Annotated in this window: 25 protein-coding genes and 1 riboswitch; of the genes, 13 read left to right on the plus strand and 12 right to left on the minus strand. The window is 71.7% G+C overall.

What is annotated here, in order from left to right; translation table 11 throughout:
• The first annotated feature begins 42 nt into the window (after nt 1-42).
• Entirely contained in the window at nt 43-1,071 is a 1,029-nt protein-coding gene (locus tag ACWGJM_RS31850) for a 6-phosphofructokinase (protein WP_453415200.1), read from the plus strand.
• A 108-nt stretch (nt 1,072-1,179) separates the two neighbouring features.
• Here the strand turns inward: ACWGJM_RS31850 and ACWGJM_RS31855 are convergent, their stop codons facing one another.
• Together ACWGJM_RS31855 and ACWGJM_RS31860 are read right to left on the minus strand one after the other, a co-directional pair.
• Nucleotides 1,180-3,042 (minus strand): anthranilate synthase family protein, encoded by a 1,863-nt coding sequence (locus ACWGJM_RS31855; RefSeq protein WP_453415201.1) that lies wholly within the window; start codon nt 3,040-3,042, stop codon nt 1,180-1,182.
• 90 nt (nt 3,043-3,132) lie between these two features.
• Nucleotides 3,133-3,189: a trp operon leader peptide gene (locus ACWGJM_RS31860; RefSeq protein ID WP_078912442.1), complete on the minus strand. Its 57-nt coding sequence runs from the start codon at nt 3,187-3,189 to the stop codon at nt 3,133-3,135.
• 105 nt (nt 3,190-3,294) lie between these two features.
• On the opposite strand from ACWGJM_RS31860, the gene ACWGJM_RS31865 reads away from it, so the two are divergent.
• Nucleotides 3,295-4,647 (plus strand): class II 3-deoxy-7-phosphoheptulonate synthase, encoded by a 1,353-nt coding sequence (locus tag ACWGJM_RS31865; RefSeq protein WP_453415202.1) that lies wholly within the window; start codon nt 3,295-3,297, stop codon nt 4,645-4,647.
• Nucleotides 4,648-4,787: 140 nt separating this feature from the next.
• Nucleotides 4,788-5,012 carry a (2Fe-2S)-binding protein gene (locus ACWGJM_RS31870; RefSeq protein WP_453415203.1) on the plus strand — a complete coding sequence of 75 codons (225 nt, stop codon included), beginning with the start codon at nt 4,788-4,790 and terminating at the stop codon, nt 5,010-5,012.
• On the opposite strand, the gene bfr is transcribed toward ACWGJM_RS31870, so the two are convergent.
• On the minus strand, nt 5,009-5,488 hold the full coding sequence (gene bfr, locus ACWGJM_RS31875; RefSeq protein ID WP_453415204.1) for a bacterioferritin: 480 nt from the start codon (nt 5,486-5,488) through the stop codon (nt 5,009-5,011). The genes ACWGJM_RS31870 and bfr overlap by 4 nt on opposite strands.
• Nucleotides 5,489-5,663: 175 nt before the next feature.
• Between bfr and ACWGJM_RS31880 the strand changes: the two genes are divergently transcribed.
• The gene (locus tag ACWGJM_RS31880; protein ID WP_453415205.1) at nt 5,664-6,305 is read left to right on the plus strand and encodes a sulfite oxidase-like oxidoreductase; all 642 of its coding nucleotides are present in this window, start codon (nt 5,664-5,666) and stop codon (nt 6,303-6,305) included.
• A gap of 15 nt (nt 6,306-6,320) precedes the next feature.
• Here ACWGJM_RS31880 and ACWGJM_RS31885 read toward each other — a convergent pair whose 3' ends face one another.
• The 5 genes from ACWGJM_RS31885 to thiO form a co-directional block, all read right to left on the minus strand.
• Nucleotides 6,321-7,226: a deoxyribonuclease IV gene (locus ACWGJM_RS31885; protein WP_453415206.1), complete on the minus strand. Its 906-nt coding sequence runs from the start codon at nt 7,224-7,226 to the stop codon at nt 6,321-6,323.
• Nucleotides 7,227-7,260: 34 nt separating this feature from the next.
• Nucleotides 7,261-9,192: a Stk1 family PASTA domain-containing Ser/Thr kinase gene (pknB, locus tag ACWGJM_RS31890; RefSeq protein ID WP_453415207.1), complete on the minus strand. Its 1,932-nt coding sequence runs from the start codon at nt 9,190-9,192 to the stop codon at nt 7,261-7,263.
• 218 nt (nt 9,193-9,410) lie between these two features.
• Nucleotides 9,411-10,205, minus strand: a complete 795-nt coding sequence (locus ACWGJM_RS31895; RefSeq protein WP_453415208.1) for a thiazole synthase — start codon at nt 10,203-10,205, stop codon at nt 9,411-9,413.
• A 2-nt stretch (nt 10,206-10,207) separates the two neighbouring features.
• Nucleotides 10,208-10,408: a sulfur carrier protein ThiS gene (gene thiS, locus ACWGJM_RS31900; protein ID WP_453415209.1), complete on the minus strand. Its 201-nt coding sequence runs from the start codon at nt 10,406-10,408 to the stop codon at nt 10,208-10,210.
• The gene (gene thiO / locus ACWGJM_RS31905; protein WP_453415210.1) at nt 10,405-11,565 is read right to left on the minus strand and encodes a glycine oxidase ThiO; all 1,161 of its coding nucleotides are present in this window, start codon (nt 11,563-11,565) and stop codon (nt 10,405-10,407) included. Before thiO ends, thiS begins: the two co-directional genes overlap by 4 nt.
• Nucleotides 11,563-11,674: riboswitch (TPP riboswitch) on the minus strand. Its footprint overlaps the gene before it by 3 nt.
• Nucleotides 11,675-11,727: 53 nt before the next feature.
• On the opposite strand from thiO, the gene ACWGJM_RS31910 reads away from it, so the two are divergent.
• The 6 genes from ACWGJM_RS31910 (at nt 11,728) to ACWGJM_RS31935 (ending at nt 16,622) form a co-directional block, all read left to right on the plus strand.
• Nucleotides 11,728-12,078: a hypothetical protein gene (locus ACWGJM_RS31910; RefSeq protein WP_453415211.1), complete on the plus strand. Its 351-nt coding sequence runs from the start codon at nt 11,728-11,730 to the stop codon at nt 12,076-12,078.
• A 32-nt stretch (nt 12,079-12,110) separates the two neighbouring features.
• Nucleotides 12,111-13,340 (plus strand): NAD(P)/FAD-dependent oxidoreductase, encoded by a 1,230-nt coding sequence (locus tag ACWGJM_RS31915; protein ID WP_453415212.1) that lies wholly within the window; start codon nt 12,111-12,113, stop codon nt 13,338-13,340.
• Between the two features lie 78 nt (nt 13,341-13,418).
• Nucleotides 13,419-13,784, plus strand: coding sequence for an Rv2175c family DNA-binding protein (locus ACWGJM_RS31920; RefSeq protein ID WP_453415213.1), 366 nt, complete (start codon nt 13,419-13,421; stop codon nt 13,782-13,784).
• 170 nt (nt 13,785-13,954) lie between these two features.
• Entirely contained in the window at nt 13,955-14,608 is a 654-nt protein-coding gene (thiE, locus tag ACWGJM_RS31925) for a thiamine phosphate synthase (protein ID WP_453415214.1), read from the plus strand.
• Between the two features lie 113 nt (nt 14,609-14,721).
• Nucleotides 14,722-15,645 carry a methylenetetrahydrofolate reductase [NAD(P)H] gene (metF, locus tag ACWGJM_RS31930; RefSeq protein ID WP_453415215.1) on the plus strand — a complete coding sequence of 308 codons (924 nt, stop codon included), beginning with the start codon at nt 14,722-14,724 and terminating at the stop codon, nt 15,643-15,645.
• A 56-nt stretch (nt 15,646-15,701) separates the two neighbouring features.
• A complete protein-coding gene (locus ACWGJM_RS31935) occupies nt 15,702-16,622 on the plus strand; it encodes an SCO2102 family sporulation regulator (RefSeq protein ID WP_453415216.1) in 921 nt (306 codons plus the stop codon).
• A gap of 16 nt (nt 16,623-16,638) precedes the next feature.
• Here ACWGJM_RS31935 and ACWGJM_RS31940 read toward each other — a convergent pair whose 3' ends face one another.
• From ACWGJM_RS31940 to ACWGJM_RS31955, 4 genes are all read right to left on the minus strand, one after another.
• Nucleotides 16,639-18,150 (minus strand): phytoene desaturase family protein, encoded by a 1,512-nt coding sequence (locus ACWGJM_RS31940; RefSeq protein WP_453415217.1) that lies wholly within the window; start codon nt 18,148-18,150, stop codon nt 16,639-16,641.
• Between the two features lie 401 nt (nt 18,151-18,551).
• On the minus strand, nt 18,552-19,181 hold the full coding sequence (locus ACWGJM_RS31945; RefSeq protein WP_361437429.1) for a TetR/AcrR family transcriptional regulator: 630 nt from the start codon (nt 19,179-19,181) through the stop codon (nt 18,552-18,554).
• A gap of 50 nt (nt 19,182-19,231) precedes the next feature.
• Entirely contained in the window at nt 19,232-21,316 is a 2,085-nt protein-coding gene (locus tag ACWGJM_RS31950) for a YhgE/Pip family protein (RefSeq protein ID WP_453415218.1), read from the minus strand.
• Nucleotides 21,288-22,166, minus strand: coding sequence for an ATP-binding cassette domain-containing protein (locus ACWGJM_RS31955; protein ID WP_453415219.1), 879 nt, complete (start codon nt 22,164-22,166; stop codon nt 21,288-21,290). The genes ACWGJM_RS31950 and ACWGJM_RS31955 overlap by 29 nt, the downstream gene beginning before the upstream one ends.
• A gap of 180 nt (nt 22,167-22,346) precedes the next feature.
• On the opposite strand from ACWGJM_RS31955, the gene ACWGJM_RS31960 reads away from it, so the two are divergent.
• From ACWGJM_RS31960 to ACWGJM_RS31970, 3 genes are all read left to right on the plus strand, one after another.
• Nucleotides 22,347-22,910, plus strand: a complete 564-nt coding sequence (locus tag ACWGJM_RS31960; RefSeq protein ID WP_453415220.1) for an SAV_6107 family HEPN domain-containing protein — start codon at nt 22,347-22,349, stop codon at nt 22,908-22,910.
• Nucleotides 22,911-22,999: 89 nt separating this feature from the next.
• The gene (locus ACWGJM_RS31965) at nt 23,000-23,827 is read left to right on the plus strand and encodes a methyltransferase (protein WP_453415221.1); all 828 of its coding nucleotides are present in this window, start codon (nt 23,000-23,002) and stop codon (nt 23,825-23,827) included.
• Nucleotides 23,828-24,112: 285 nt separating this feature from the next.
• Nucleotides 24,113-24,502 (plus strand): DUF3040 domain-containing protein, encoded by a 390-nt coding sequence (locus ACWGJM_RS31970; RefSeq protein WP_453415222.1) that lies wholly within the window; start codon nt 24,113-24,115, stop codon nt 24,500-24,502.
• Nucleotides 24,503-24,553: the final 51 nt, after the last annotated feature.

The raw sequence follows: 24,553 nt of genomic DNA on the forward strand, positions 1-24,553 counted from the left end.
CCGTGACTCTGCGTCAGGCAACCGCTGCGAAGGGACATTTCCATGCGGGTCGGAGTACTGACCGGAGGCGGCGACTGCCCCGGGCTCAACGCCGTCATCCGGGGCATCGTGCGCAAGGGCGTACAGGAGTACGGCTACGACTTCGTCGGCTTCCGGGACGGCTGGCGAGGGCCCCTGGAGGGCGACACCGTCCGCCTCGACATCCCCACCGTGCGGGGCATCCTGCCCCGCGGCGGCACGATCCTCGGCTCCTCGCGGACCAACCCCCTCAAGCAGGAGGGCGGCGTCCGCCGGATCAAGGACAACCTCGCCAAGCAGGAGGTCGAGGCGCTGATCACGATCGGCGGCGAGGACACCCTCGGGGTGGCCGCGCGGCTGTCGGAGGAGTACGGCGTGCCGTGCGTGGGCGTACCCAAGACCATCGACAACGACCTCTCCGCCACCGACTACACCTTCGGCTTCGACACCGCGGTCGGTATCGCCACCGAGGCCATCGACCGGCTGCACACCACCGCCGAGTCCCACATGCGGGTCCTGGTGTGCGAGGTGATGGGCCGCCACGCCGGCTGGATCGCCCTGCACTCCGGACTCGCGGGCGGCGCCAACGTCATCCTCATCCCCGAGCAGCGCTTCGACCTCGACCAGGTCTGCGCCTGGATCACCTCCCGCTTCAAGGCCTCCTACGCCCCGATCGTCGTGATCGCGGAGGGCGCCATGCCGAAGGACGGCGACGTGGTCCTCAAGGACGGGTCGCTCGACTCCTTCGGCCACGTCCGGCTGTCCGGGGTCGGCGAGTGGCTGGCCAAGGAGATCGAGAAGCGCACCGGCAAGGAGGCCCGCACGACCGTGCTGGGGCACATCCAGCGCGGCGGCACCCCCAGCGCCTTCGACCGCTGGCTCGCCACCCGCTTCGGTCTGCACGCCATCGACTGCGTCCGCGAGGGCGACTTCGGCAAGATGGTCGCCCTGCGCGGCACCGACATCGTCCGTGTCCCGATCTCCGAGGCCACGGCGAAGCTGAAGACGGTGGACCCCGCACTGTACGCCGAGGTCGGCGTCTTCTTCGGCTGACAGCCCGGTCCGGGCCCGGGAATCGCTGGGCCCTGTCGTCACATTCCCGTCGTCCGCCCGCCGGGCGGGAATGTGACGACAGGGCCTGGGCCCCCGGGCCCGCCCCGCTCAGCTCGTGCTGCTCGCCTCGCGGAGCCGACCGATCAGCTCTCGCACGACCGCCGCCCCGTTCAGGGTCAGCACCGACTCCGGGTGGAACTGCACCCCGGCGAACCCGGGACCCCGTACGGCGTGCACCTCGCCGTTCTCCGCCCGGCTCACCTCGACCCCGTGCGCGGTCAGCTCCCGGGCGGTCTCCTCGTCGCAGTGGGCGACGAAGCTGTTGTAGAAGCCGACCGTCTCCGGCCGTCCGAAGAGGTCGATCGTCGTCTGCGCCCCCTGGTACGGCACCTGCTTGCGTACGAGGTCCAGTCCCAGCTCGGCCGTGATCAGCTCGTGGCCGAGGCAGACCCCGAGCACACCGTGCCGGTGCTCCCGGATCACCTCGGCGGCAAGCGAGCGCAGGAGGCGCATCTTCGGGTCGGTCAGGTCCGAGGGGTCACCCGGACCCGGCCCGAGCACCAACGGCCCCTCGTGTGCGAGCACTGCCTCCCGCAGATCCGGCTCGTCGTACCGCCGGACGGTCACCTCCAGCCCGCCGGAGCGAAGCACGTGCGCCAGCATCGCCGTGAAGGTGTCCTCGCCGTCGACGACCAGGGCGTGACCGTCCAGGGCGGCGGACGGCTCCTGCATCCGCAGCCAGAACGGGGCCAGCGACGAGCGGCGCCCGTCCAGCGCGGCCTGTACCCGGGGATCGTCGGCCAGCCGGGGCCTCCCCTGCTCCGCGCGCGGCCGGGAGGGCCGTACCCCTAGAGCCGCCAGGACGCCCGCCGCCTTCGCGTGCGTCTCGGCGACCTCGCCCGCCGGGTCCGAGCCGCGGACGAGCGTGGCGCCGACCGGGACGCGCAGACGGCCGTCGCCGGAGATGTCCGCCGTGCGGATCAGGATCGGGGAGTCCAGGGTCTGGGCGCCCCCGGAGTCCCGGCCGAGCAGGGCCAGCGCGCCCGCGTAGTAACCCCGGCCCCCGACCTCGTGGCGCTCGATGACCCGGCACGCGTTCTGCACCGGCGACCCGGTGACCGTCGCCGCGAACATCGTCTCCTTCAGCACCTCCCGCACGTCCAGGGAGGACTTCCCGCGCAGCTCGTACTCGGTGTGCGCGAGGTGCGCCATCTCCCTCAGCCGGGGGCCGACCACGACCCCGCCCATGTCGCCGACGGTGCACATCATCTTGAGCTCCTCGTCGACCACCATCGACAGCTCCTCGATCTCCTTGCCGTCGGCGAGGAAGCCGAGCAGGTGCTCGGGCGTGGGCCCCTCGGCCGGATAGCGGTACGTCCCGCTGATCGGGTTCATGACGACCGTGCCGCCGGACATGCGGACGTGCACCTCCGGGCTGGCGCCGACCAGCGTGCGCTCCCCGGTGTGCACCACGAACGTCCAGTACGCGCCCCGCTCGCCCTCCAGCAGCCGCCGGAACAGCGCGAGGGCGTCGCCTCTGGAGAACCCGGGGATCTCCCCCTCGTACGTACGCCGGATCACGAAGTTGGCGCCCTCGCCCCGCCCGATCTCCTCGCGCAGCACGCGCCCGACGATCTCCGCGTACTCCTCGTCGGGCACGTCGAAGCCGCCGCCCTCGACGCGCACGTCATGCGAGGGGAGCTGGTCCAGTGCGTCGGCGAGCGGGATCTCGTACCGCTCCTCGGGAATCAGCACCATGAGCGGTGTGCCGTCGTCGCGGACGTCGAAGCCGCGCTCGCGGATCTGCCGGAACGGCACGAGCGCGAGGCCCTCGCCGGGCAGGTCGGCGAGGCGCTCCCGCGAGGTGACCGGACCGAGCAGCACCTCCACCATGTGCTCCTCGTGGCCCGGCGTGCGACGGCGGAGCAGGGCGAAGGGACGGGCCTCGGACAAGAGGTCCTGGAGATTCATGGGTCATCCTTCTCGACAGAGAGGAACGACCCCGGGAAACGCCGAAGGCCGCCCCTCGGGCGGCCTTCGCGAAGTCTTGCGTACGCGCAGTCAGTGGGCCGCCGGATGAGCGGTCCACCACCAGTTCTGGGTCGAAAGCGCGAACATGCCGGGAACCCTACCGCACCTCCCGCCCGTCCGTAGCGTGATCGCTCCGTCTCACCAGTCGGGCTGGGGGAAAATCCGTCGACACGACCCCGTAGTGTTTACGGGGTGACCGTGAACGCTAAGACCAGCGCGAGCGCTGGCAACACCTGGCGAAACCTGCCCGCGGCGCAGCAGCCCGAGTACCCCGACGCCGAGGCTCTGCGCGCAGTGATCGCGGACCTCGAGTCGTATCCGCCGCTCGTCTTCGCGGGCGAGTGCGACCAGCTGCGCGCCCGGATGGCGGCCATCGCCAAGGGAGAGGCGTTCCTCCTCCAGGGCGGCGACTGCGCCGAGGCCTTCGACGCGGTGTCCGCCGACCACATCCGCAACAAGCTCAAGACGCTGCTCCAGATGGGCGCCGTCCTGACGTACGCCGCGTCCGTGCCCGTGGTGAAGGTCGGCCGTATCGCCGGCCAGTACTCCAAGCCGCGTTCCAAGCCGACCGAGACCCGCGACGGCGTCACCCTCCCGACCTACCGGGGCGACTCCGTCAACGGGTTCGACTTCACCGAGGCCTCCCGGATCCCCGACCCGGAGCGGCTGAAGCGGATGTACCACGCGTCCGCCTCCACCCTGAACCTGGTGCGCGCCTTCACCACCGGCGGCTACGCCGACCTGCGCCAGGTGCACGCCTGGAACCAGGACTTCGTGAAGTCGTCCCCGTCCGGCCAGCGCTACGAGCAGCTGGCCCGCGAGATCGACAACGCGCTGAACTTCATGCGGGCCTGCGGCACCGACCCGGAGGAGTTCAAGACCGTCGAGTTCTACTCCTCGCACGAGGCGCTGCTGCTCGACTACGAGTCGGCCCTCACCCGGGTCGACTCCCGCACCGGTCAGCTGTACGACGTCTCCGGGCACATGGTGTGGATCGGTGAGCGCACCCGGCAGCTGGACGGCGCGCACATCGAGTTCGCCTCGAAGATCCGCAACCCGATCGGCATCAAGCTCGGCCCGAACACGACGGCCGAGGAGGCGCTCCAGTACATCGAGCGCCTCGACCCGGACCGCGAGCCGGGACGCCTCACCTTCATCGTCCGCATGGGCGCCGACAAGATCCGCGACCGGCTGCCGCAGCTCGTCGAGAAGGTCACGGCGTCGGGCGCGACGGTGGCCTGGGTGACCGACCCGATGCACGGCAACACCTTCGAGGCGGCCTCCGGGCACAAGACCCGCCGCTTCGACGACGTGCTCGACGAGGTCAAGGGCTTCTTCGAGGTGCACAAGGGCCTCGGCACCCATCCGGGCGGCATCCACGTCGAGCTCACCGGTGACGATGTCACCGAGTGCGTGGGCGGTGGCGACGAGATCTTCGTCGACGACCTGCACCAGCGCTACGAGACGGCCTGCGACCCGCGCCTCAACCGCAGCCAGTCCCTGGACCTGGCGTTCCTCGTGGCGGAGATGTACCGGGACCAGTGAGCGACCTGGGGCGCGGATCACACTCGATCCGCGCCCCTCTCACTGTTGCGGGCTCCGCATCGACAGGTAAGGTTAGGTTTGCCTCACCGAAGAAAACGGGATGGCAGTAAGACAGTGATCCCGTCGGGAGGTGAGTCCGCGTGTACGTCTGTAGCTGCTTCGGCATCACAGAGGCACAGGTCAAGCAGCACGCGGAGGGCGGTGCCTGCACGCCCCGCCAGATAGCGTCGGCCTGCAAGGCCGGCACGGACTGCGGCTCGTGCGTCCGCCGAATCCAGGCCATCCTCGGCCGTGGCGCCTGCCCGCGCCGGGAGCTGGCCGACCAGGGCCGGCCGGTACTCACGGAACTCCCGGACGCCGCCTAGCTCTCCGGCTGCTCGATCAGCTGGGCGATGTAGAGCGCCTCGCCGAGCTTCTCCAGCAGGTCCAACTGGGTGTCGAGGTAGTCGATGTGGTGCTCCTCGTCGGCGAGGATGTCCTCGAAGATGTTCGCGGACGTGATGTCGCCCTTCTCGCGCATCACCTTGATGCCGCGCCTGAGCCGGTCGATCGCCTCCACCTCGACCTGCCGGTCCGCCTCGAACATCTCCTTGACCGTCTGGCCCACGCGCACATGGAACAGGCGCTGGTAGTTCGGCAGCCCCTCCAGGAACAGGATCCGGTCGGTGAGCACCTCGGCGTGCTTCATCTCGTCGAACGACTCGTGCCGCGTGTACTTCGCGAGCTTCGTCCAGCCGAAGTTCTCCTGCATCTTCGCGTGCAGGAAGTACTGGTTGATCGCGGTGAGCTCGCCGGTGAGCTGCTCGTTGAGGAACTCGATGACCTCGGGATCGCCCTGCATCGCAGCGGCTCCTTCCACATGGGGAACAAGGGAGGTTGCGGCGGCATGATTGCATCGGTGTTGATGATCGTCCAGTAAGTGTGCACTTAGTAAGTAAATGGATGCTTAGTGCTGGTTGCCCGTTTTGGCGTCTCCCTGGTCATGTGCACTGCCCGGGGTCTGTCAGGATGGAGGCATGGGTCAGCCGGTGGAGCGCGAGTCTGGAGAATCGGGAGAGGCCGTACGGCCCGAGCTTCCGCCGGGGCAGCGACTTCAGCGCGGCTGGCCGGTCACGCACTACGGGCCCGTGCCCAAGTTCCGGCCCGAGCGCTGGGAGTTCCGGGTCTTCGGCGCCACCGCCGACAGCGAGAAGCACTGCTGGACCCACGAGGAGTTCACGGCGCTGCCGTACACCACCGTCGTGGCCGATCTGCACTGCGTCACCAAGTTCAGCATGCTCGGCGCCGAGTGGGGTGGCATCCCGGCCCGGACGATCCTGGAGATCGCCCCGCCCGCGCCCGACGTCACCCATGTGATGGTCTGGGCGGAGTACGGGTTCAGCTCCAACCTCCGCCTGTCGGACTTCACCTCCGAGCGCGCGCTCTTCGCCACCCACAAGGACGGCGAACTCCTCACCGCCGAGCACGGCTTCCCGCTCCGCCTCGTCGTCCCCCACCTGTACGCCTGGAAGGGCCCCAAGTGGGTCCGCGGCATCGAGTACATGACCACCGACCGCCGCGGCTTCTGGGAGGAGCGCGGCTACCACAACATCGGCGACCCCTGGAAAGAACAGCGGTACTCCTACCAGGAGGGCCCGGGGGACGGGCCCGAACTCTGACCGGCGCCCCCGCCGTCAGCCGTCCCTGAGCTTCTTCAGGCGCTCCACGTCCGCCGCGTGGCCCTCCTTGCCGCCGGGTGTCTCGATGATCAGAGGGACGCCCGCGGTCGCCGGGTGGGTCATCAGGGCGCGGAAGGGGTCCTCGCCGATATGGCCGGCGCCGATGTTCTCGTGGCGGTCCTTGTGGGCGCCCACCACGTCCTTGGAGTCGTTGGCGTGGATCAGCTTCAGCCGGCCCTCGCCGACCGTGTCCACCAGCAGGTCCAGCGTCTGGTGCATGCCGCCCGGCCCCGTCAGGTCGTGCCCGGCGGCGAAGACATGGCAGGTGTCCAGGCATACGCCCAGCTTCGGGTGGGCGTCCAGGGCCTCGAAGTACGGCCCGAAGTCCCAGGTGCGGGAACAGAGTGAGGCGCCCTGTCCGGCCGTGGACTCCAGCAGCAGACACGGATCGTCGTCGTGGGTGAGCTCGTCCAGCAGCGGAAGCAGATGCTCCCGCACCTGCTTCAGCGCCACGGACCGGTCCCGGCCGCCGGTCGCGCTTCCGGTGTGCACCACCACGCCGAGCGCGCCGATCTCCCGCCCCCGGCGCAGCGAGTGCCGCAGGGATTCCACCGACCGCTCCACGGTCGCCTCGGTGTGCGAGCCGAAGTTGATCAGGTACGGCGCGTGCACATAAGCCGGGATCGCACCCTTTGCGCAGGCCTCGCGGAACGCGTCGTCCTGCCGCGGGTTCCCGGCGGGCGTGGCCCAACCGCGCGGGTTGGCCACGAAGACCTGCACGGTCTCGGCCTTCAGATCACGGGCGTACGACAGCCCGACGGAATGCAGGCCGCCGGCCACGGGCACGTGACCGCCCACGGGATTGCGGGCGGGCGCGGGGGCGGGGTCGGGGGCGGCGGAGCCGGAGTGCTGCGGTGTCACCCCTTCAGGGTGTCATGGCCCGGGCGGGCCCCCGTCACCGGATGGTGATCGTGATCGTCGACCCCTTGGGTGCCGTCCCGCCGCCGTCCACGGACTGCTTCTTCACGGTGTCGCCGAACAGCCCGAGCAGTCCGCGGTCCTCGTCGACCTTGAAACCGCGGTCCTCGAGTTGCTGCGTCGCGTCGTCCACGCTGTCGCCCACCACGTCCGGCACCTCGACCATCACCGGGCCCTTGGACAGGGTCAGCGTCACCGTGTCGCCCTCGGCGGCCTGGCCGTCGCCCGCCGGGGTCTGCCGGGCGACCTTGCCCTTGTCGTACTCGGAGTTGACCTGCTGCGTCGACACCTTCACCTTCAGTCCGGCGCCCTGGAGCTCCTGCTTCGCGCTGTCCAGGTCGTCGCCGGTGACGTCCGGCACGTCGATCGGGCTGCCCTTGCTGACGGTCAGCGCGATCGCCGAGCCCGCGTGCCGCACGGTGCCGGCGACCGGGGCCGTGCGGACCACGGAACCGCTCGGGACGTCCTCGCTGAACTCCCTGGTGACCATGCCCGGCGCCAGTCCCACCGCCTTCAGCCGCGCTCGCGCCTCGGCCGCCTTCCGGCCCGACAGGTCCGGCACCTTCACGGTCTTCGGGCCGTCGGAGATCGTCAGCGTCACCGAATCGTTGGTGCGGATGCGGGCGCCGGTCGCCGGGTCGCTGCTGATCACCGTGCCCTTCTTCACGGTGTCGTTGTAGGCGTGCTTGACCTGCTTGACCTTGAGCCCGGCCTTCCCCAGCCGCTCCTCGGCCTGCGCCTCGGTCTTCGTCACCAGCGGGGGGACCCGCGTGAACTGGCCGGAGTTGATGTACCAGATCCCCGCACCGACCCCGAGGAGCAGCAGCACGGCCGCGACGACCGTGACGAGCCCGCGCCGCGGCCGCCCCGGCCGGCGCGTGGGCGGGTCGGCGGGCGGGCTCTGGAGCACACTGGTCCGGTTGAGGGCCGCCCCCGGCTCGTCCTCCTCGTTGACCGGCAGCGGGCGCGGCACAGTCAACGCGCGCGGGATCACGCTCGTCCGGTCCTCGGCGTTGTCGTGCAGGCCGGAGAGCGCCTGCGGCGGCACCACGTCCAGCCGCTCCTCACCGACCTGCGCGCGTACCTCCCGCACCTGGGCGAGGAAGGCCACGGCATCCTGCGGCCTGAGCTCGGGGGAGCGGGCGGTGGCGGCGGCGACCAGCTCGTCCAGTTCGTACGCCAGCCCCGGCACGGCGGCCGAGGGCGGCGGCACGTCCTCGTGGATGTGCTTGTAGAGCACCTGGGCGGGGGTGTCCCCGGAGTGCGGCTTGCCGCCGGTCAGCATCTCGTAGAGCACGACACCGCACGCGTACACGTCGACGCGCGGATCCGCCGTCCCGTGCTCGATCTGCTCGGGCGCCAGGTACGAGACCGTCCCGAGCACGGCACCGGTCGTACTGGTCACCGTGTCCACGGACCGCACGAGCCCGAAGTCGGCCACCTTGACCCGCCCGTCGTCCCCTATCAGAACGTTCTCCGGCTTCATGTCCCGGTGCACGAACCCGGCCCGGTGCGCGGCACCCAGTGCGGCCAGCACCGGCTCCAGGATGTCCAGCGCGGCCCGCGGCTGTAGCGCGCCCCGCTCCCGCAGCACGTCCCGCAGGGTGCACCCGGCGATGTACTCCATGGCCAGATAGACATACGACCCGTCGGCCCCCTGGTCGAACACCTGTACGACATTGGGGTGGGCGAGCCGGGCCACCGACTTCGCCTCACGGATGAACCGCTCCACGAACGATCCGTCGGCCGCGAGCGTCGGGTGCATCACCTTGAGCGCGAGGACCCGGTCCAGCCGGGTGTCCAGCGCCCGGTAGACCGTGGCCATCCCGCCGGCCGCGATCCGCGCGTCGACGCGGTAACGGCCGTCGAGCACCTGCCCGACGAGAGGGTCCTGAAGGGTCGTATCCACGCAGGGGAGTCTACGAGCCAGGACCGACACCCCCACGGTTTCGGCCAGGATAGGAGCGCTACTGCAGCCGACCTGTGACGCTTCCCACGCCCCGGGGGCGAGCCGACGACGAACGGACAGCCGCCGACGGCGAAAACCCCCCAAGGGAACGTCCACCCCTCGACCAACTGGAAACGGGTGGTGCGTGGGTGGGAGACAAAAACGGGACTGTACCCCGCTCAGAACGCAGGTCGCTCAGGATCGAACGCGGCCAAGCCCTCCGCAGGAGAAGACGCCTCGGCGAAATGCCGCCGGGGAATCCGCCCCGCCCGCCGCGCCAGGCGCCCCGCCTCGACCGCGCGCCGCATCGCCTCCGCCATCAGAACCGGCTCCTGCGCCCGCGTGACGGCCGAGGCCAGCATCACCCCCGCACACCCCAGCTCCATCGCCAGCGCCACGTCCGACGCCGTACCGGCGCCCGCGTCCAGGATCACCGGCACGCGCGCGTGCTCGACGATCAGCTGGAAGTTGTGGGGATTGCGGATCCCCAGCCCGGACCCGATCGGCGACCCCAGCGGCATGATCGCCGCACAGCCGACGTCCTCCAGCTTCCGCGCCAGCACGGGATCGTCATTGGTGTACGGCAGCACCGTGAACCCGTCGTCGACCAGCGTCTCCGCCGCGTCCAGCAGCTCGATCGGATCCGGCAGCAGCGTGCGCTCGTCCGCGATGACCTCCAGCTTCACCAGATCGGTCCCCAGCGCCTCGCGCGCCAGCCGGGCGGTGAGCACGGCCTCCCCGGCGGTGAAGCACCCCGCCGTGTTCGGCAGCACCCGGATGCCGAGCCGCTCCAGCACCGACAGCACCGAGCCGTGCACACCGGGGTCCACCCGTCGCATCGCCACGGTCGTCAGCTCCGTGCCGGAGATGACCAGCGCCCGCTCCAGCACCTCGAGGCTGGGCGCACCGCCCGTACCCATGATCAGGCGGGACGTGAAGGACGTACCGCCGAGGACGAAGGGGTCGTCAGCCATGGTCAGCCTCCCTGGACGGCGGTGAGGACTTCTACGCGGTCACCCTCGGCCAGGGCCGTGGACGGCCACTGCGCGCGCGGGACGACGGTTTCGTTGAGCGCGGCGGCCACTCCGCGTGGCGCCGCGGTGAGGGAGTTCACGAGGGCGTCGAGAGCGGTGCCGGGGGCGATCTCCCGGCGCTCCCCGTTGACGGAGATGTTCATGCGGGCTGCTCCGTGAGTGCCGTACTGAAGCGCTTGAGGGTGAACGGGCGGGCCTCCTCGGGCAGCTCGCCGGTGGTCAGGGCGTGCGCCAGGGCGTCCCCGGTGACGGGCGTGAGCAGCACGCCGTTGCGGTAGTGCCCGGTGGCCAGCAGCAGCCCGTCCAGACCGGTCGGGCCGAGCAGCGGCGCGTTGTCGGGTGAGCCGGGCCGCAGTCCGGCCCGGGTCTCGGCGAGCGGCAGCTCGGTGATGCCGGGCACCAGCTCGTGCGCGTCGCGCAGCAGCTGGTACACCCCGCCCGCGGTCACCGTCGTGTCCCAGCCCAGCTCCTCGCTGGTGGCCCCGACGACCAGCTCACCGTTCTCCCGGGGCACCAGGTAGACGTGGCTGCCGCGCACCACGGCCCGTACGGTCCGGCTGAGGAACGGCGCGTACCGCTCCGGCACGGTCAACCGCACCACCTGGCCCTTCACCGGCCGCACCGGCGGCAGCAGGTCCTCGGGCAGGCCCGCGAGCCGCCCGCTCAGGCTTCCGGCGGCCAGCACCACCTGGCCCGCGCGCAGCTCACCGCCGTCCGAGGCGGTGACGCCGGCCGCCCGGCCCCGTACGACGTCGAAGCGCTCGGCCCACACCCGGTGGAAGACCACCCCGGCGCGCTCGCACGCGGCGAGCAGCGCGGCCGCCAGCCGGCGCGGGTCGATCTGGTGGTCGCCGTCCACCCGCAGCCCCCCGCGCACCCCCGGCGCGAGCATCGGTTCGAGCCGCCGGCACTCCCGCCCGGACAGCCACTCCGACTCCAGGCCCGACCGGTGCTGAAGGGCGTGCAGCTCGCGCAGGTGGGCGCGGTCGTCGGCGTCCAGTGCGACGGCGAGCGTGCCGCATCTGCGGTAGCCGAGGTCCAGGCCGGTGAGCTCGGTCAGCTCGGCCGCGAAGTCCGGATAGCGGCGGGCCGACGCCAGGTTCAGGCCGAGCAGCGTCTGCTCGCCGTGGTGCAGTTCCGTGACGGCGGCCAGCATCCCGGCCGCCACCTGGGCGGCGCCGCCGCCCGGCTCCGGGTCCACCACGGCCGTGGCCAGGCCGCGCTGCGCGGCCCGCCAGGCGGTGACCAGGCCGATGATCCCGCCCCCGATGACGAGGACGTCGGACGTACGTGACGACATGGGCGTCCAGCCCCTCCCTTCGCCGGCATGACCCGGATCAGGTTCGTACGGTCGGAGGCCGCCAGCCTCCCTCTCAGCCCGGTACGTCCGGGCTCCCGCGAGTGCTTGTACGGTGGCCACCCTAGCCCGCAGAGCATCTGACGTGTAAGGAGGCCTCCGCCGATGGCCCGCTCGCTCGACGGTCTGATCCTCGCCCCCGTCACGGACCAGGCACCGGGACAGGTGGGTACGCGCACCCGGTTCGCCTACCACGAGAAGGACGGCGATATCTGGGCCGAGTACGCGGGCGGCGATGTCGTACGCGGGTATCTGGTGGGCACTCGGGAGGGGGACCGGCTGGACTTCCGGTACGTGCAGCTGAAGCGGGACGGCACCACCTCCGGCGGACACTGCGCGTCCACGGTCGTCGAGCTGCCCGACGGCCGGGTGCGGCTGGAGGAGACCTGGGAGTGGGAATCCCAGCCCGGAGCGGGTACGAGCGTTGTGGAACAGGTCACTGAGCACGCCCCCTGACTGACGAAGAGTCAGTTGACTATGGTGATCGAGTGAGCGAGCAGACGCGGGAACAGGGCACGTCACAGGCGCGGCGCGTGGTCGTCGTCGGCGCGGGCATGGCCGGGGTGCAGACCGCGGTCGCGCTGCGCGAACAGGGCTTCCGGGGCACCGTGACGCTGATCGGCGCCGAACCCCACCAGCCGTACGACCGGCCCCCGCTGTCCAAGGCTGTGCTGCTCGGCAAGGCCGAGGGCTCCGCCTTCGACGTCGACTTCGAGGCGCTCGACATCGAACTCCTGCTCGGCCGCGAGGCGCTGGGCGTGCGCCCGGGCGACCACGAGGCCGACACCGAGGCCGGGCCCGTGCCGTACGACGTCCTGGTCCTGGCCACCGGCGCCGAACCGATCCGGCTGCCCGGCGCGGAGGGCGTCCCCGGCGTGCACCTGCTGCGCACCCTCGACGACGCCGAACGGCTGCGGCCGGTACTCGCCCGGCAGCACGACATCGTGGTCGTCGGCGCGGGCTGGATCGGCGCCGAGTTCGCCACGGCGGCCCGCGAGTCGGGCTGTGCGGTGACGGTCGTGGAAGCGGCGGACCGCCCCCTCGCCGGCGCGCTCCCGGCCGAGGTGGCCGCGCCGATGGTGTCCTGGTACGCCGACAGCGGCGCCGTGTTGCGCACCCACGCGCGCGTGGAGCGCGTCGAGCCGAGCGCGGTGGTGCTCGACGACGGCTCGCGGGTGCCCGCTGGCGCCGTCGTCGTCGGCATCGGTGCCCGCCCCGCCACGGCGTGGCTGGCCGGCTCCGGCATCGAACTCGGCACGCACGGCGAGGTGGTGGCCGACGAGCACCTGCGGACCTCCGCCCCGGACGTGTACGCGGTCGGCGACTGCGCCTCCTTCCCCTCCCGGCGGTACGGGGAGCGGCTGCTCGTCCACCACTGGGACAACGCCCTCCAGGGCCCGCGCACGGTCGCCGCCAACATCATGGGCGAGACCCCCGCGGTCTACGATCCCGTGCCGTACTTCTGGTCCGAGCAGTTCGGCCGCTTCGTCCAGTACGCCGGTCACCACGGGGCGGCCGACCGCACCCTGTGGCGCGGCGATCCGGCCGGCCCCGCGTGGACGGTCTGCTGGCTGAAGGAGGACCGGCTGGTGGCCCTGCTCGCCGTGGGACGCCCGAGGGACCTGGCCCAGGGGCGACGGCTGATCGAGGCGGGTACACCGATGCGGCCGGAGATGCTGGCCGACCCGGCGAGACCCCTGAAGGACGCCACGGCATAGGGCCCGGGACCTGGCATGTCGCCCCATGTGGACCGGCCTGACTTCCGAGTGTCGGTGGCAGATGGCAGGCTTGTTCCCGTGACCGAGATTGACGCGAAGATCGATGCTCTCGTCCCCGCCTGGCTCAACCTGCCCGACATCGCCGAAAAGCTCGGCGTGGAGGTGACACGTGTTCGGCACCTGGTCAAGGAGGGCCAGCTCATCGCCGTACGCCGTGGTGAGAACCGGGCGCTGCACGTCCCCGCCGCCTTCATCGACGGGGACAAGGTCGTCAAGGGACTGTCCGGGACCTTGACGCTCCTCAGGGACGACGGCTTCACGGACGAAGAAATGCTGGAATGGCTCTTCACCCCGGACCCGAGCCTCCCCGGCACCCCCGCGCAGGCCCTGAGCGAGAATCGCGGCACGGAGGTGAAGCGCCGCGCCCAGGCGCTCGCCGTCTGACCCGGACCATCCGAACCGAACACCGTCCGGCGTACGGGCCGCGGCCCCCGGGAACCCGGCCACGGTGGGCCACGGCCTCTCGCACCCGTCAGGGAGCGGGCGGCCGGTGACCGGCCCCGGCCATCGGCCCGTACGCCGCCGACAGCGCACCGACAACGGGGGACCCACGCATGTCTGACACCGCCACCGCCCGCGACCGCCTCGCCGACGCCCGGCTCTACCTGTGCACGGACGCTCGGAAGCGGCAGGGCGACCTCGCCGAGTTCCTGGACGCGGTGCTGGCCGGCGGTGTGGACATCGTGCAGCTGCGGGACAAGGGCATGGAGGCCGCCGAGGAGCTGGAGCACCTCGCGGTCCTCGCCGACGCCTGCGCCCGGCACGGCAAGCTGCTCGCGGTCAACGACCGCGCGGACGTCGCCCACGCCGCCGCCTCGGACGTGCTCCACCTCGGCCAGGGCGACCTCCCGGTGCCCGCGGCCCGCGCGATCCTCGGCGCGGACGTCCTCATAGGCCGGTCCACGCACGCCGAGGCCGAGGCGGAGGCCGCCGCCGTCCAGGAGGGCGTCGACTACTTCTGCACCGGCCCGTGCTGGCCCACCCCCACCAAGCCCGGCCGGCACGCACCCGGCCTCGACCTGGTCCGGCACACCGCCGCACTGGGCACCGACCGCCCCTGGTTCGCCATCGGCGGCATCGACCTGGGCAATCTCGACGAGGTCCTGGACGCGGGGGCCCGCAGGGTGGTCGTCGTACGGGCGATCACGGAGGCCTCGGACCCGGGAGCGGCGGCGGCGGAGTTCGCCAAGCGGCTCCGGCAGGCGTGACGCCGTACCCGCAGGTGTCCACGTGTGTCCAATGGGTGGACAACAGGCCGACAATTCGGGCAAATGTCCGGCTCTCGGTTGGGGGACCGGCCGCCCCTGGCTAACCTGCCGGTATGGCCCTCGGAACCGCATCAACCAGGTCCGATCGCGCGCGTACGGTGCGTGACATCCTCGGCACCGGCAAAACGACGTACTCCTTCGAGTTCTACGCGCCCAAGACCCCCCAGGGCGAGCGGAACCTGTGGAACGCGCTGCGCCGGGTCGAGGCGGTGGCGCCCGACTTCGTCTCCGTGACGTACGGCGCCGGCGGTTCCACCCGCGCCACCACGGTCAAGGAGACCCAGCAGATCGTCGTCGACACCACGCTGACGCCGGTCGCCCACCTCACCGCGGTCAACCACTCCATCGCCGAACTGCGCAACATCATCGGCCAGTACGCGGACGCCGGGATCCGCAACATGCTGGCCGTGCGCGGCGACCCGCCCGGCGACCCGATGGGCGACTGGGTGCCGCATCCCCAGGGCCTGACCTACGCGGCCGAGCTGGTCCGGCTCATCAAGGAGTCCGGCGACTTCTGCGTGGGTGTCGCCGCGTTCCCGGAGATGCACCCGCGCTCCTCCGAATGGGACGCCGACGTCGCGCACTTCGTGGACAAGTGCCGGGCCGGCGCCGACTACGCGATCACGCAGATGTTCTTCCAGCCGGAGTCCTATCTGCGCCTGCGCGACCGGGTGGCCGCCGCGGGCTGCGAGACCCCGGTCATCCCCGAGGTACTGCCGGTGACCAGCGTGAAGATGCTGCAACGGTTGCCGAAGCTCAGCAACGCCGTCTTCCCGCCCGCCCTCAAAGAGCGGATCCTCACAGCGAAAGACGATCCGGCGGCGGTACGCTCCATCGGTATCGAATTCGCCACGGAGTTCTGCGCACGGCTGCTGTCCGAGGGAGTGCCCGGACTGCACTTCATCACGCTCAACAACTCCACGGCGACGCTGGAAATCTACGAGAACCTGGGCCTGCACCATCCCCCGCAGGCCTAGACCGGCCGCACCGCGATACGACACACTGCGTAGCGGCCACTGGGAGAGGGGCGTACATGGGCTGGACGGTCCTCTACATCGCGTTCGGCATCGTCGCGCTGTGGTTGCTCGGTGAGGTGCTGCTTCAGTACAAGGCGCGGCTGCGCTGGCGGCTGCTCGCCTTCGTCGGCTTCCTCGGTGTCGTGGTCGGTGTGCTGATCCCGTCCGTGCCGGTCATCGGCCTGGGCGCGGCCGCCTTCGCGGTCGGGCAGACCTACGTCACGCTGTCGTTCCGCCGCGGCTTCGCCGCCGGCTGGGCGGTCAGCCGTCCGGAGCCCGGCGCCACCGGCAAGAGCAAGCGCCGCCGCGGCGAACCCGAGCGCCAGGACCCGGCCCTCGAGGTCTCCGACCTCCAGGGGACGCGGGCGGCCGGCTACGGCGACGACAGCGCCGGCTACGGCGACGACTACGACCGCGACGACGTCTTCGCCCCCGCCGCCCGCTCCGCCGGGCCCACCGCCGCGGAGACCACCGCGGTCTACGAGCCGCAGCCCCTGCCCGACGACACCGGTACGTACGGCATATACGGCGACTCCTTCTCGGGTTCCGCCCAACCGTCCGCAGCCCAGTACCAGGACACCTACGCGACAGCCGCCCAGGGCACCGACCAGTCGTACGCGTACGACTACTCCGGCTACGGCCAGCAGCAGTACGGCTACGACGCCGGCGGCCAGCAGCAGTACAGCGGCTACTCCGACCCCTACGGCGCACCCGGCTACGACCAGACGTACGGCGGCCAGCACTACGACCAGCAGGATTACGGCCAGGGCCAGTACGGCACCGGCGGCTACGGCGAGACTCCCGCGGACGGCGTCTGGGTCCCGCAGCAGCGCACCGACGGTTCCTATGGCGGTGAACTCCCCGCCGAGCAGCCGTACCCCTACCAGACGGGCGGTCAGCAGCAGGGGAACGGGTTCGACGAGCAGTACCGTTTCTGAGGCCCCGGAGCGGGCCTCACTGGGAGCCGCGGAAGTCCGGCCCCTCCACGATCAGCCCCGCCACCAGCGCGCCGGACATGCCGGCGTGGGGGAGTCCACCGCCGGGGTGTGACCAGCCGCCCACCCGGTACAGGCCCGGCAGGCGTGTGGTGTTCGCCGGATGCAGGAAGCGGCCGTCCGCGGCGGCGAGCGCGGGAGCGGGAACGGCCCCGAAAACGGCGCCCGTCTCGGCCTCCACGGCGCCGGGCGTCCGCACCTCGTGCCAGATCAGCCGCTCGCGCAGGCCGGGAATTGCGGCCTCGGTGGCGTCCAGGACGAGGTCGGCGAAGCGCGCGACCAGGCTCTCCTGTTCCCAGCCCGCATCCGTCGGCACCACCGCCGAGACGACCACCGACTCGTAGGCACCCGCCGGACGCATGGCGGGGTCGTCGGGCCGCAGCACGGTCACCGTGGGGCGCACCGGCTCGTCGCCGCCGGGGGAGGCCAGGAAGTCCTGCTCGATCTCGGCGTCCGGCGCGTGCACGACGGTACGGTGCGCGGCACCGGCCTCGCGCTCGCCGCGCAGTGCCAGCAGCATGGTGAACCGGCCCGGACGGGACCTCAGGGTCTCGGTTCGTACATCCCCGTCCGCGTCGAGCGGATGCTCCGTCAGACTCCGCAGCCGCACCGGGTCCACGTCCGCCACCACGTGGTCGGCCTCGACCACCGTGCCGTCCACCAGCTCCACCCCCGCCGCCCGGCCTTCCTTCTCCAGGATGCCGGTGACCTCCGCGCCGAAGATGAACTCCACCCGGCGCGCCACGCACCGCTCGTACACCGCGCACGCCAACTCCCGGATGCCGCCCCGCACATACCAGGTGCCGAAGGCGTGCTCCATGTACGGCAGTACGGCCGCGCTCGCCGGAGCGGTGCGGGGTTCGAGGCCGTACGCGAGCGCGTGGCTCTCCAGGAGCGCCGCGAGACGCGGGTCGCGCAGCTCCCACTCCCCGACCTCGGTGAGCGTGGACGCCCGCCGGGTGCGCAGCAGCCGCTTGTGCGGGACCGAGGGATAGGGGTCCCGCTCCGCCAGCACACGCCAGTTCGGCCACAGGGGCTCCTCCAGCAAGGGACGCCGGGTGCGGTCCCAGGCCTCGCGCGCCCGCACCAGGAAGTCCCCCCAGCGCCCGCCCGCGCCCGCGCCCAGTGCTTCGTCCAGGGCGGCGACGACACCCGCGCGCGAGGCGTTCGGCAACGACACCTCGGTGCCGTCCGCGAAGACGTGCCGGGACGAAGGGTCGACCTGCACCAGCTCGACGCAGGCCTCCAGCGGCTCCTTGCCGGTCTTGACGAACAGGTCGCGGTAGACCGCGGGCAGGTGGAGCAGCCCGGGGCCGGTGTCGAAGCGGAACCCGTCCCGCTCGAACCGGCGCACCGCACCGCCGTACGTCTCCGTACGCTCGTACACCGCCACCCGGTGGCCCGCGACGGCCAGCCGGGCGGCGGCCGCCATCGCGCCCATCCCGGCGCCGATCACCGCAATCCGTGCCATGCCTGCGACTTTATCGACCCCCACCGGCGATCCCGGCCACGGGCTGGGGATGAGCGCGCAGGGCTGAGTATCCGTACCTAGTGCATGAGATGAGTACGCGCACGGATGGGCTGCCACCTGCGCGAACGAGAGAGTGGAGACACGGAGAAGGGGCACGGCTCCGGCACCGGCGACACGGGGCGCCGGAACGGAGCGGCCCTCGGATCCGCTCCTTCCGCCGATCCGTCGGCGGAAGCGAGGCACGGGGGCTACCCGGGGGACGACCGAACGGGGGGTCCGACGGGGGCGTACGGGGGAGCAAGAGGGAAGCGCCGGTTCGAGGTGGCCCGCGGGGGACGCGGCCACGACGGACCGGCGCTTTTCCGTGCACGCGCGCGTGCGGCTACTGCCGGGGCACTGGCTCAGCCCTTCCCGCTGACCCGCCCCTGGAGCAGCCGGGACAGCGCCGCGTGGACGTCGTCCAGGGACCGCTCCGGCTGGAACGACTTCCAGTCCAGCGCGGCCACCAGCACCATGCCGACCAGCGCTGCCGCCGTCAGCTGCACGTCGATCTCCTCGCTGAACTCGCCGTTCGCCACGCCCTCGCGCAGCACGCCCTCCACGACGGCGACGGCCTCCTGCCGGACCACCATCAGCGTGGACTGCCAGGCCCGGTTGGTGCGCCACAGCTCGGCCACGTACAGCTGGGTGAAGGCCGGATAGCGGTCGATGAAGACCAGCCCGGCCCGGACCATGGCGTCCAGGGCGTCGACCCTGCTGCCGCCCTCGCGTGCCGTCCGCTCGGCCGCCTCGCGCAGGGACGCGGTGAGGAGGCCGACGCCGTGCCGCAGCAGTTCCTCGAAGAGAACCGACTTGCTCGCGAAGTTGTAGTAGACCGTGCCCTTCGCGACCCCGGCACGCTCGGCGATCTCGTCCACCGTGGTGGCGGAGAAGCCCTGTTCGGCGATGAGCGTGACGGCAGCCTCGTAGAGCTTCTGCCGGGTGGCCTCGCGGCGCGTGCTGCCACCCGACGTGGCGCTGCTGCTTTCCATGACGTCGATTCTCACAGGAACGGCGTCCGAAGGGGACACGAAAGGCGAGGTCACAGGCTCAGCTCGGGATGCAGCCGGTCCAGGGTCCACACCTGGTGGCGGCGGGCCGACAGGGCGGTGAGGGCGAGGGCGCCCGCGGTGAACGCCGTCAGCACGCCGCAGGCCAGCCACACCGGGCCGAGGCCACCGCCCGTGATGAGCCTGCGCAGAGCCTGCACGACGTAGCTCATCGGCAGGAAGGGGTGGATCGCGTTGAAGAAGCGGGGACTGGTCTGCACCGGGTAGGTACCGCCCGCGGAGGTCAGCTGGAGCATGAGCAGGGCGAGCACCAGGATCCGGCCGGCCGCGCCGAAGCGCGCGTTCAGCCACTGCACGATCGCCGCGAAGCAGGCCGCCACCAGGAACAGGAAGCCCACCGTCCCGGCCGCCCGGGTCATCTCCAGGCCGATCGCCCAGTGCAGGACGGACATCAGGGCGGCCGTCTGGAGCACCCCGATCGCGGCCACCGGCAGCCAGCCCGCCAGCGCGGTCCGCCAGGCGGACGAGCCGGCCCCGAGGGCACGCCGGTTGAGCGGCGGGATCAGCATGTACGCCACCATCGCGCCGACCCACAGGGACAGCGGGATGAAGTACGGGGCGAACCCGGTGCCGTAGTTCGGCGCGTGGTGCAGGTCCCCGGAGGCGAGCTGGACCGGGTCGGCCATGACCCCGGTGCGCTGGTCGCGGTCCCGCTTGTCGTAGTCGGGGATCTTCTTGGCCCCGTCGTGCAGGCCGCCGGCGAGCTTCCCGGAGCCGTCGACGAGCTTGTACATGCCGCCGCTGAGGGTCTCGGCGCCGGACTCGGCGGTACCGATGCCCGTGTCGAGCCTGGTCGCGCCGGTCCTGGCGGTGCCGAGCCCGGTGTGCAGCTTCCTCGCGCCCGCGGCGACTTTGCCCGCGCCCTCGTTCAGCTTGTTGACGCGGGACACGGCGTCGTCGAGGTCCTCGGAGAGGTGCGGGGCGCGATCGGCGAGCGCCTGGGCCTGCTTCTGGAGTGTGCCGAGGTTCGTGCGCAGCGTCTTCAGGTCGCCGTCCTGGTCGGCGACCAGCGTGTTGAGGTCGTCGGCGACCGCGGCCACGTCGGAGGCGGCCGTCTTCGCCTTCTTCAGGTCGGGGCAGACGTCGTCGGGCAGCAGCGCCGTCCCGCAGTGCGTCTTGTAGACCTCGTCCAGCGTGGTGGAGGCCGCGTGGGCGGCCTTGGCGGCGGCCGGTGCCGTCTTCACCAGGACGTCGAGGTTGTCGCGGACCGTCTTCGCCGAGTCGGCGACGAGCTGGGCGGTGTCCCCGATGGTCTTCTCGTTGGCTTTCACGAAGGGGCCGGCCTTCTCATAGACCCCGTTGACCTTGTCGGCGAGGGTCTGGGTGCCGTCGGCGACCTGCTGCGAGCCGTCCTGAAGGTCGCCCGCGCCCTTGTCGAGCTTGTTCAGGCCCTTGGCCAGCTTGCCGCTGCCGCTCTTGGCGTCCTTCAGCCCGTCGGCGAGGTCCTTGGAGCCCTTCTCCGCCTTCCCGATGCCCCCTTCGAGCTTGTCGGCGCCCTTGGCGGCCGTCTCCGTCTTGCCGTGGATGTCGGAGAAGGAGACGAAGATCCGGTCCAGGAACTGCCGGGAGGCCTTGGTGGACGCGGCCGTCCGTACCTCGCTGAACACCGTCCGGGATATCTGCCCGACGATGTAGTTGTTCGCGTCGTTCGTCCGTACCTGGAGCGCGCTCGTCTCGGGGGAGTGGCCCGAGCTGGAGGCGATGCGCCGGCTGAAGTCGGCCGGCATGGTCAGCGACAGGTAGTAGGTGCCGTCCTCGACGCCCCTGCGGGCCTCGGCGGCGCTCACCTCGTGCCATGCGAAGGTCCGGCTGTCGAGCAGTCCGTCGACGATGTCGTCGCCCGCCGCGATCTTCTTCCCGCTCGCGGTGGCCCCCTTGTCGTCGTTCACCAGGGCCACGGGGATGCGGTCGAGGCGGCCGTACGGGTCCCAGAAGGACCACAGGTACAGGGCGCCGTACAGCAGGGGCAGCACGAGGAGCGCGACCAGGGCGGCGCGGGGGAGCTTGCCCCGGCCGAAGCGCCTGAGCTCAAGCGCGGCCAGTTTCGGCGAGCGCATCGGCCGCCTCCTTCGCTTCGTCGTCGGTGGTTTCGTCGGCGGCGGCTTCCTCTTCGGAGGCTTCGTCGTCGGTCGCTTCGCCGTCCCGGGTCTCGGTGGACTTCTCGGGCCGGGTGGAGACGGTCACGGCGCCCTCGGGGGCCTCGGCGTACACCGCCACGACCGTCGTCCCGGCCGCCGCGACGGAGGCCAGGAGCGCGTGCGCCTCGGCCCGCTCCGCGTCGGAGAGCTTGAGGTCGGTGTCGTCCACGGCGAGCAGCCGCGGGTCGCCGACGAGGGCCAGGGCGACGGACAGGCGCAGCGCCTCCAGCCGCTCCAGATCCCGTACGGCCGTCCGGGCGCCCTTGGGCAGGGTGTCCGGGTCGAGCCCCGCGGCGGCCAGCGCGCTCTCGGTCCGCCGCCGGGCCTCGCCGGCACGTTCCGCCCGGGGCCGCAGCAGCCCGCGCAGGGAACCCCCGAAACGCCTTTGCAGCAGCGCCCGTTCGCGCAGGTGCTCGCCGACGGTGAGGGCCGGGTCGAGGTCGGTGACCCCGGCGACGTTGGCCAGGGCGCTGACCCGGCGCAGGGCGGACATCTGCTGGGGAAGTTTGAGCCCGCCGACGGTGGCCACTCCCTCCGTGGGCTTCATGCGTCCCGTGAGCGCGAGCAGCAGACACGTACGGCCGGAACCGGAGGGCCCCTCGACCGCGATCAGCGACCCGGGCTCCGCGTCCAGAAAGACGCCTCGGAAGACCCAGCCTCGGGGCCCGCGCAGCCCGAAGTCGCGGGCGGTGACGCCGAGGCCGTGGGCGCGGTCCGGCGTCGAGTCCGCTGTCGGGTCCGGTGCCGGGCTGTCCTGTGACGGGTCCATGGCTCCCGCCTTCCCCCTGAGAATGTTTTTGAACTGACTGGTCAGTGCAAAAACTAGCCCGAACCTTCGATCGAAGCAAAAGGCCAGGTCAGAACGGATTGTCAGTGCCATACCTCACGATGGGCACATACGGCACCTCGTAGCAGGGCGTGCCGTCACCCAGACGACAGGAGGTTCGTCATGGCCAACCCGTCCGCAGCCGCCGCCCGCCGGCGCCGCGCCACCGGCCCTGCCCCCTCACTGAACGGACCGGCGAGCGACGTGCACCCCGTGCTGCGCCGGTCCACGGCCCCGCCCGCCGCCCTCGACCTGCTCGCCCAGGCCCGCGCCGGACTCGAAGAAGCCGCCGTCCTCGAAACCCCCAACGAGCGCTATGCGACGGCCCACCTCGCCGCCCTGCGCACCGCCGCCGCCGTGCTCGCCGCACGCGGCCGCCCCGAGCCCTCACCCAGGCGCCGCGCCCGCATCCGCAGCGCCTGGGAAGTGCTCCCCGAGATAGCGCCCGAACTCACCGAGTGGAGCGCCCTGTTCGCCTCCGGCGCCGCCCGCCGTGCCCGGGCCGAGGCCGGTATCCAGGGTGCCGTGGGCAGCCGCGACGCCGACGACCTGATACGGGACGTGGCGATGTTCGTCCGCATCGTCGAGCGGATGCTGGTGCTCCAGCCGGTCCTGCCCCAGCCCCGCCAGGACACCGACGAGCCGGAGAGCCCGGCCGCCCCGCGCGAGATGCCGGACGCGGGCTGATGCGATGACCGCGAGCGGTACGGGAGGCAATAGGGTGGAAGGCGCCTGAAGCCTTCGCCGAGCCTTGCGTCCCCGAGGAGTCAACCGCCGTGTCGGACCCGATGCGCCCGCCCGTCTCCCACCAGCACCCTCAAACGGCGTCGCTGCGCTCCGACCCCTCTCGGCCTCGCGCCTCTCTCCGTACCGCCGTGGTCTGGGAGGTGCTCCAGGACGCCCTGGACCGCCGACTCAAGGCCACGGGCCGGGACTCGCTGGACGTCCTCGACACCGGCGGCGGCAGCGGCAACTTCGCGGTGCCCGTCGCCCGCCTCGGCCACCGCGTCACCGTCGTCGACCCCAGCCCGAACGCGCTGTTCGCGCTGGAGCGCCGGGCCGCCGAGGCCGGAGTCGCCGACCGGGTACGGGGGGTGCAGGGCGACGCGCACGGCCTGTTCGACGTGGTCGAGCGCGGCGGTTACGACGTGGTGCTGTGCCACGGCGTCCTGGAGTACGTGGACGACCCCGCTGAGGGCGTCCGCAACGCGGTGGCCGCGCTGCGCTCCGAGGGTGTCGTGAGCCTGCTCGCCGCCGGGCTCGGCGGCGCGGTGCTCGCCCGCGCCCTCGCGGGCCACTTCAAGGAGGCCAAACAGGCGCTGGAGAACCCCGACGGCCGCTGGGGCTCCGGCGACCCGGTGCCGCGCCGCTTCACCGCCGAACAGCTCACCGCGCTGGTGGAGGGCGCGGGCCTCGGAGTCGGCGCCGTGCACGGCGTCAGGGTCTTCGCCGACCTGGTCCCCGGCGTCCTCGTGGACACCGAGCCGGGCGCCCTCGACGCCCTGCTCAGCCTGGAGGCGGCGGCCGCCGAACTCCCGGCCTTCCACTCCGTGGCCACCCAGCTGCACGTCCTCGGCGAGAAGGCGGTGTCGCCGGGGGTGTGAACCGCCTGGTGTGCAACCAGGGGCACGCCGCTGATCAGGGCGTCGGCGGCGCATGGAGTACGCCACAGGCCCCCCGATCGAGGGGTTTGCGCCGTATGATCGAGGGAGACCGCTCGGCATGACGGGTCGGCTGCCGGGGAATGGAAGCCTCAGCGAGCCGGGTCCGTCAGGCCGGGTTCCGGTTGGCCAATTGGCGCAGAGGGGCGGGTTTCACGGGGGCGATTCCCTGCCTATCCTGAAGGGACCCCCGGGTCGCCCCGGCGACTGCACGATGAGGAGGACTCCGTGCCGCTCTCGGAGCACGAGCAGCGCATGCTCGAGCAGATGGAGCGAGCGCTGTACGCCGAAGATCCCAAGTTCGCGTCGGCGCTCGAGGCAAGCGGGCTGCGTACGTACACCCGGCGGCGGGTCTACCAGGCGGTCGCAGGCTTCCTCGTGGGTATCGCGCTCCTCATGGCCGGAATGGTCGCGCAGCAGATCTGGATCAGCGTGGTGGGCTTCCTCGTGATGCTCGGCTGCGCGGTGCTCGCCGTCACCGGCTGGCGCAAGGCCCCCAAGCCGGGCGAACAGCCCGCCGGGGCCCCGCAGGCCCGCCGGCAGGGACGGCAGAAGCGCTCCATGATGGACAGGATCGAGCAGCGCTGGCAGCGCCGCCGCGACGAGCAGGGCCACTAGCCTCCGGCGGTTCACCGACGTACATGTGAGGGGCGGCCACCTCCCGGTGGC

The organism is Streptomyces sp. NPDC054834, from assembly GCF_053611185.1.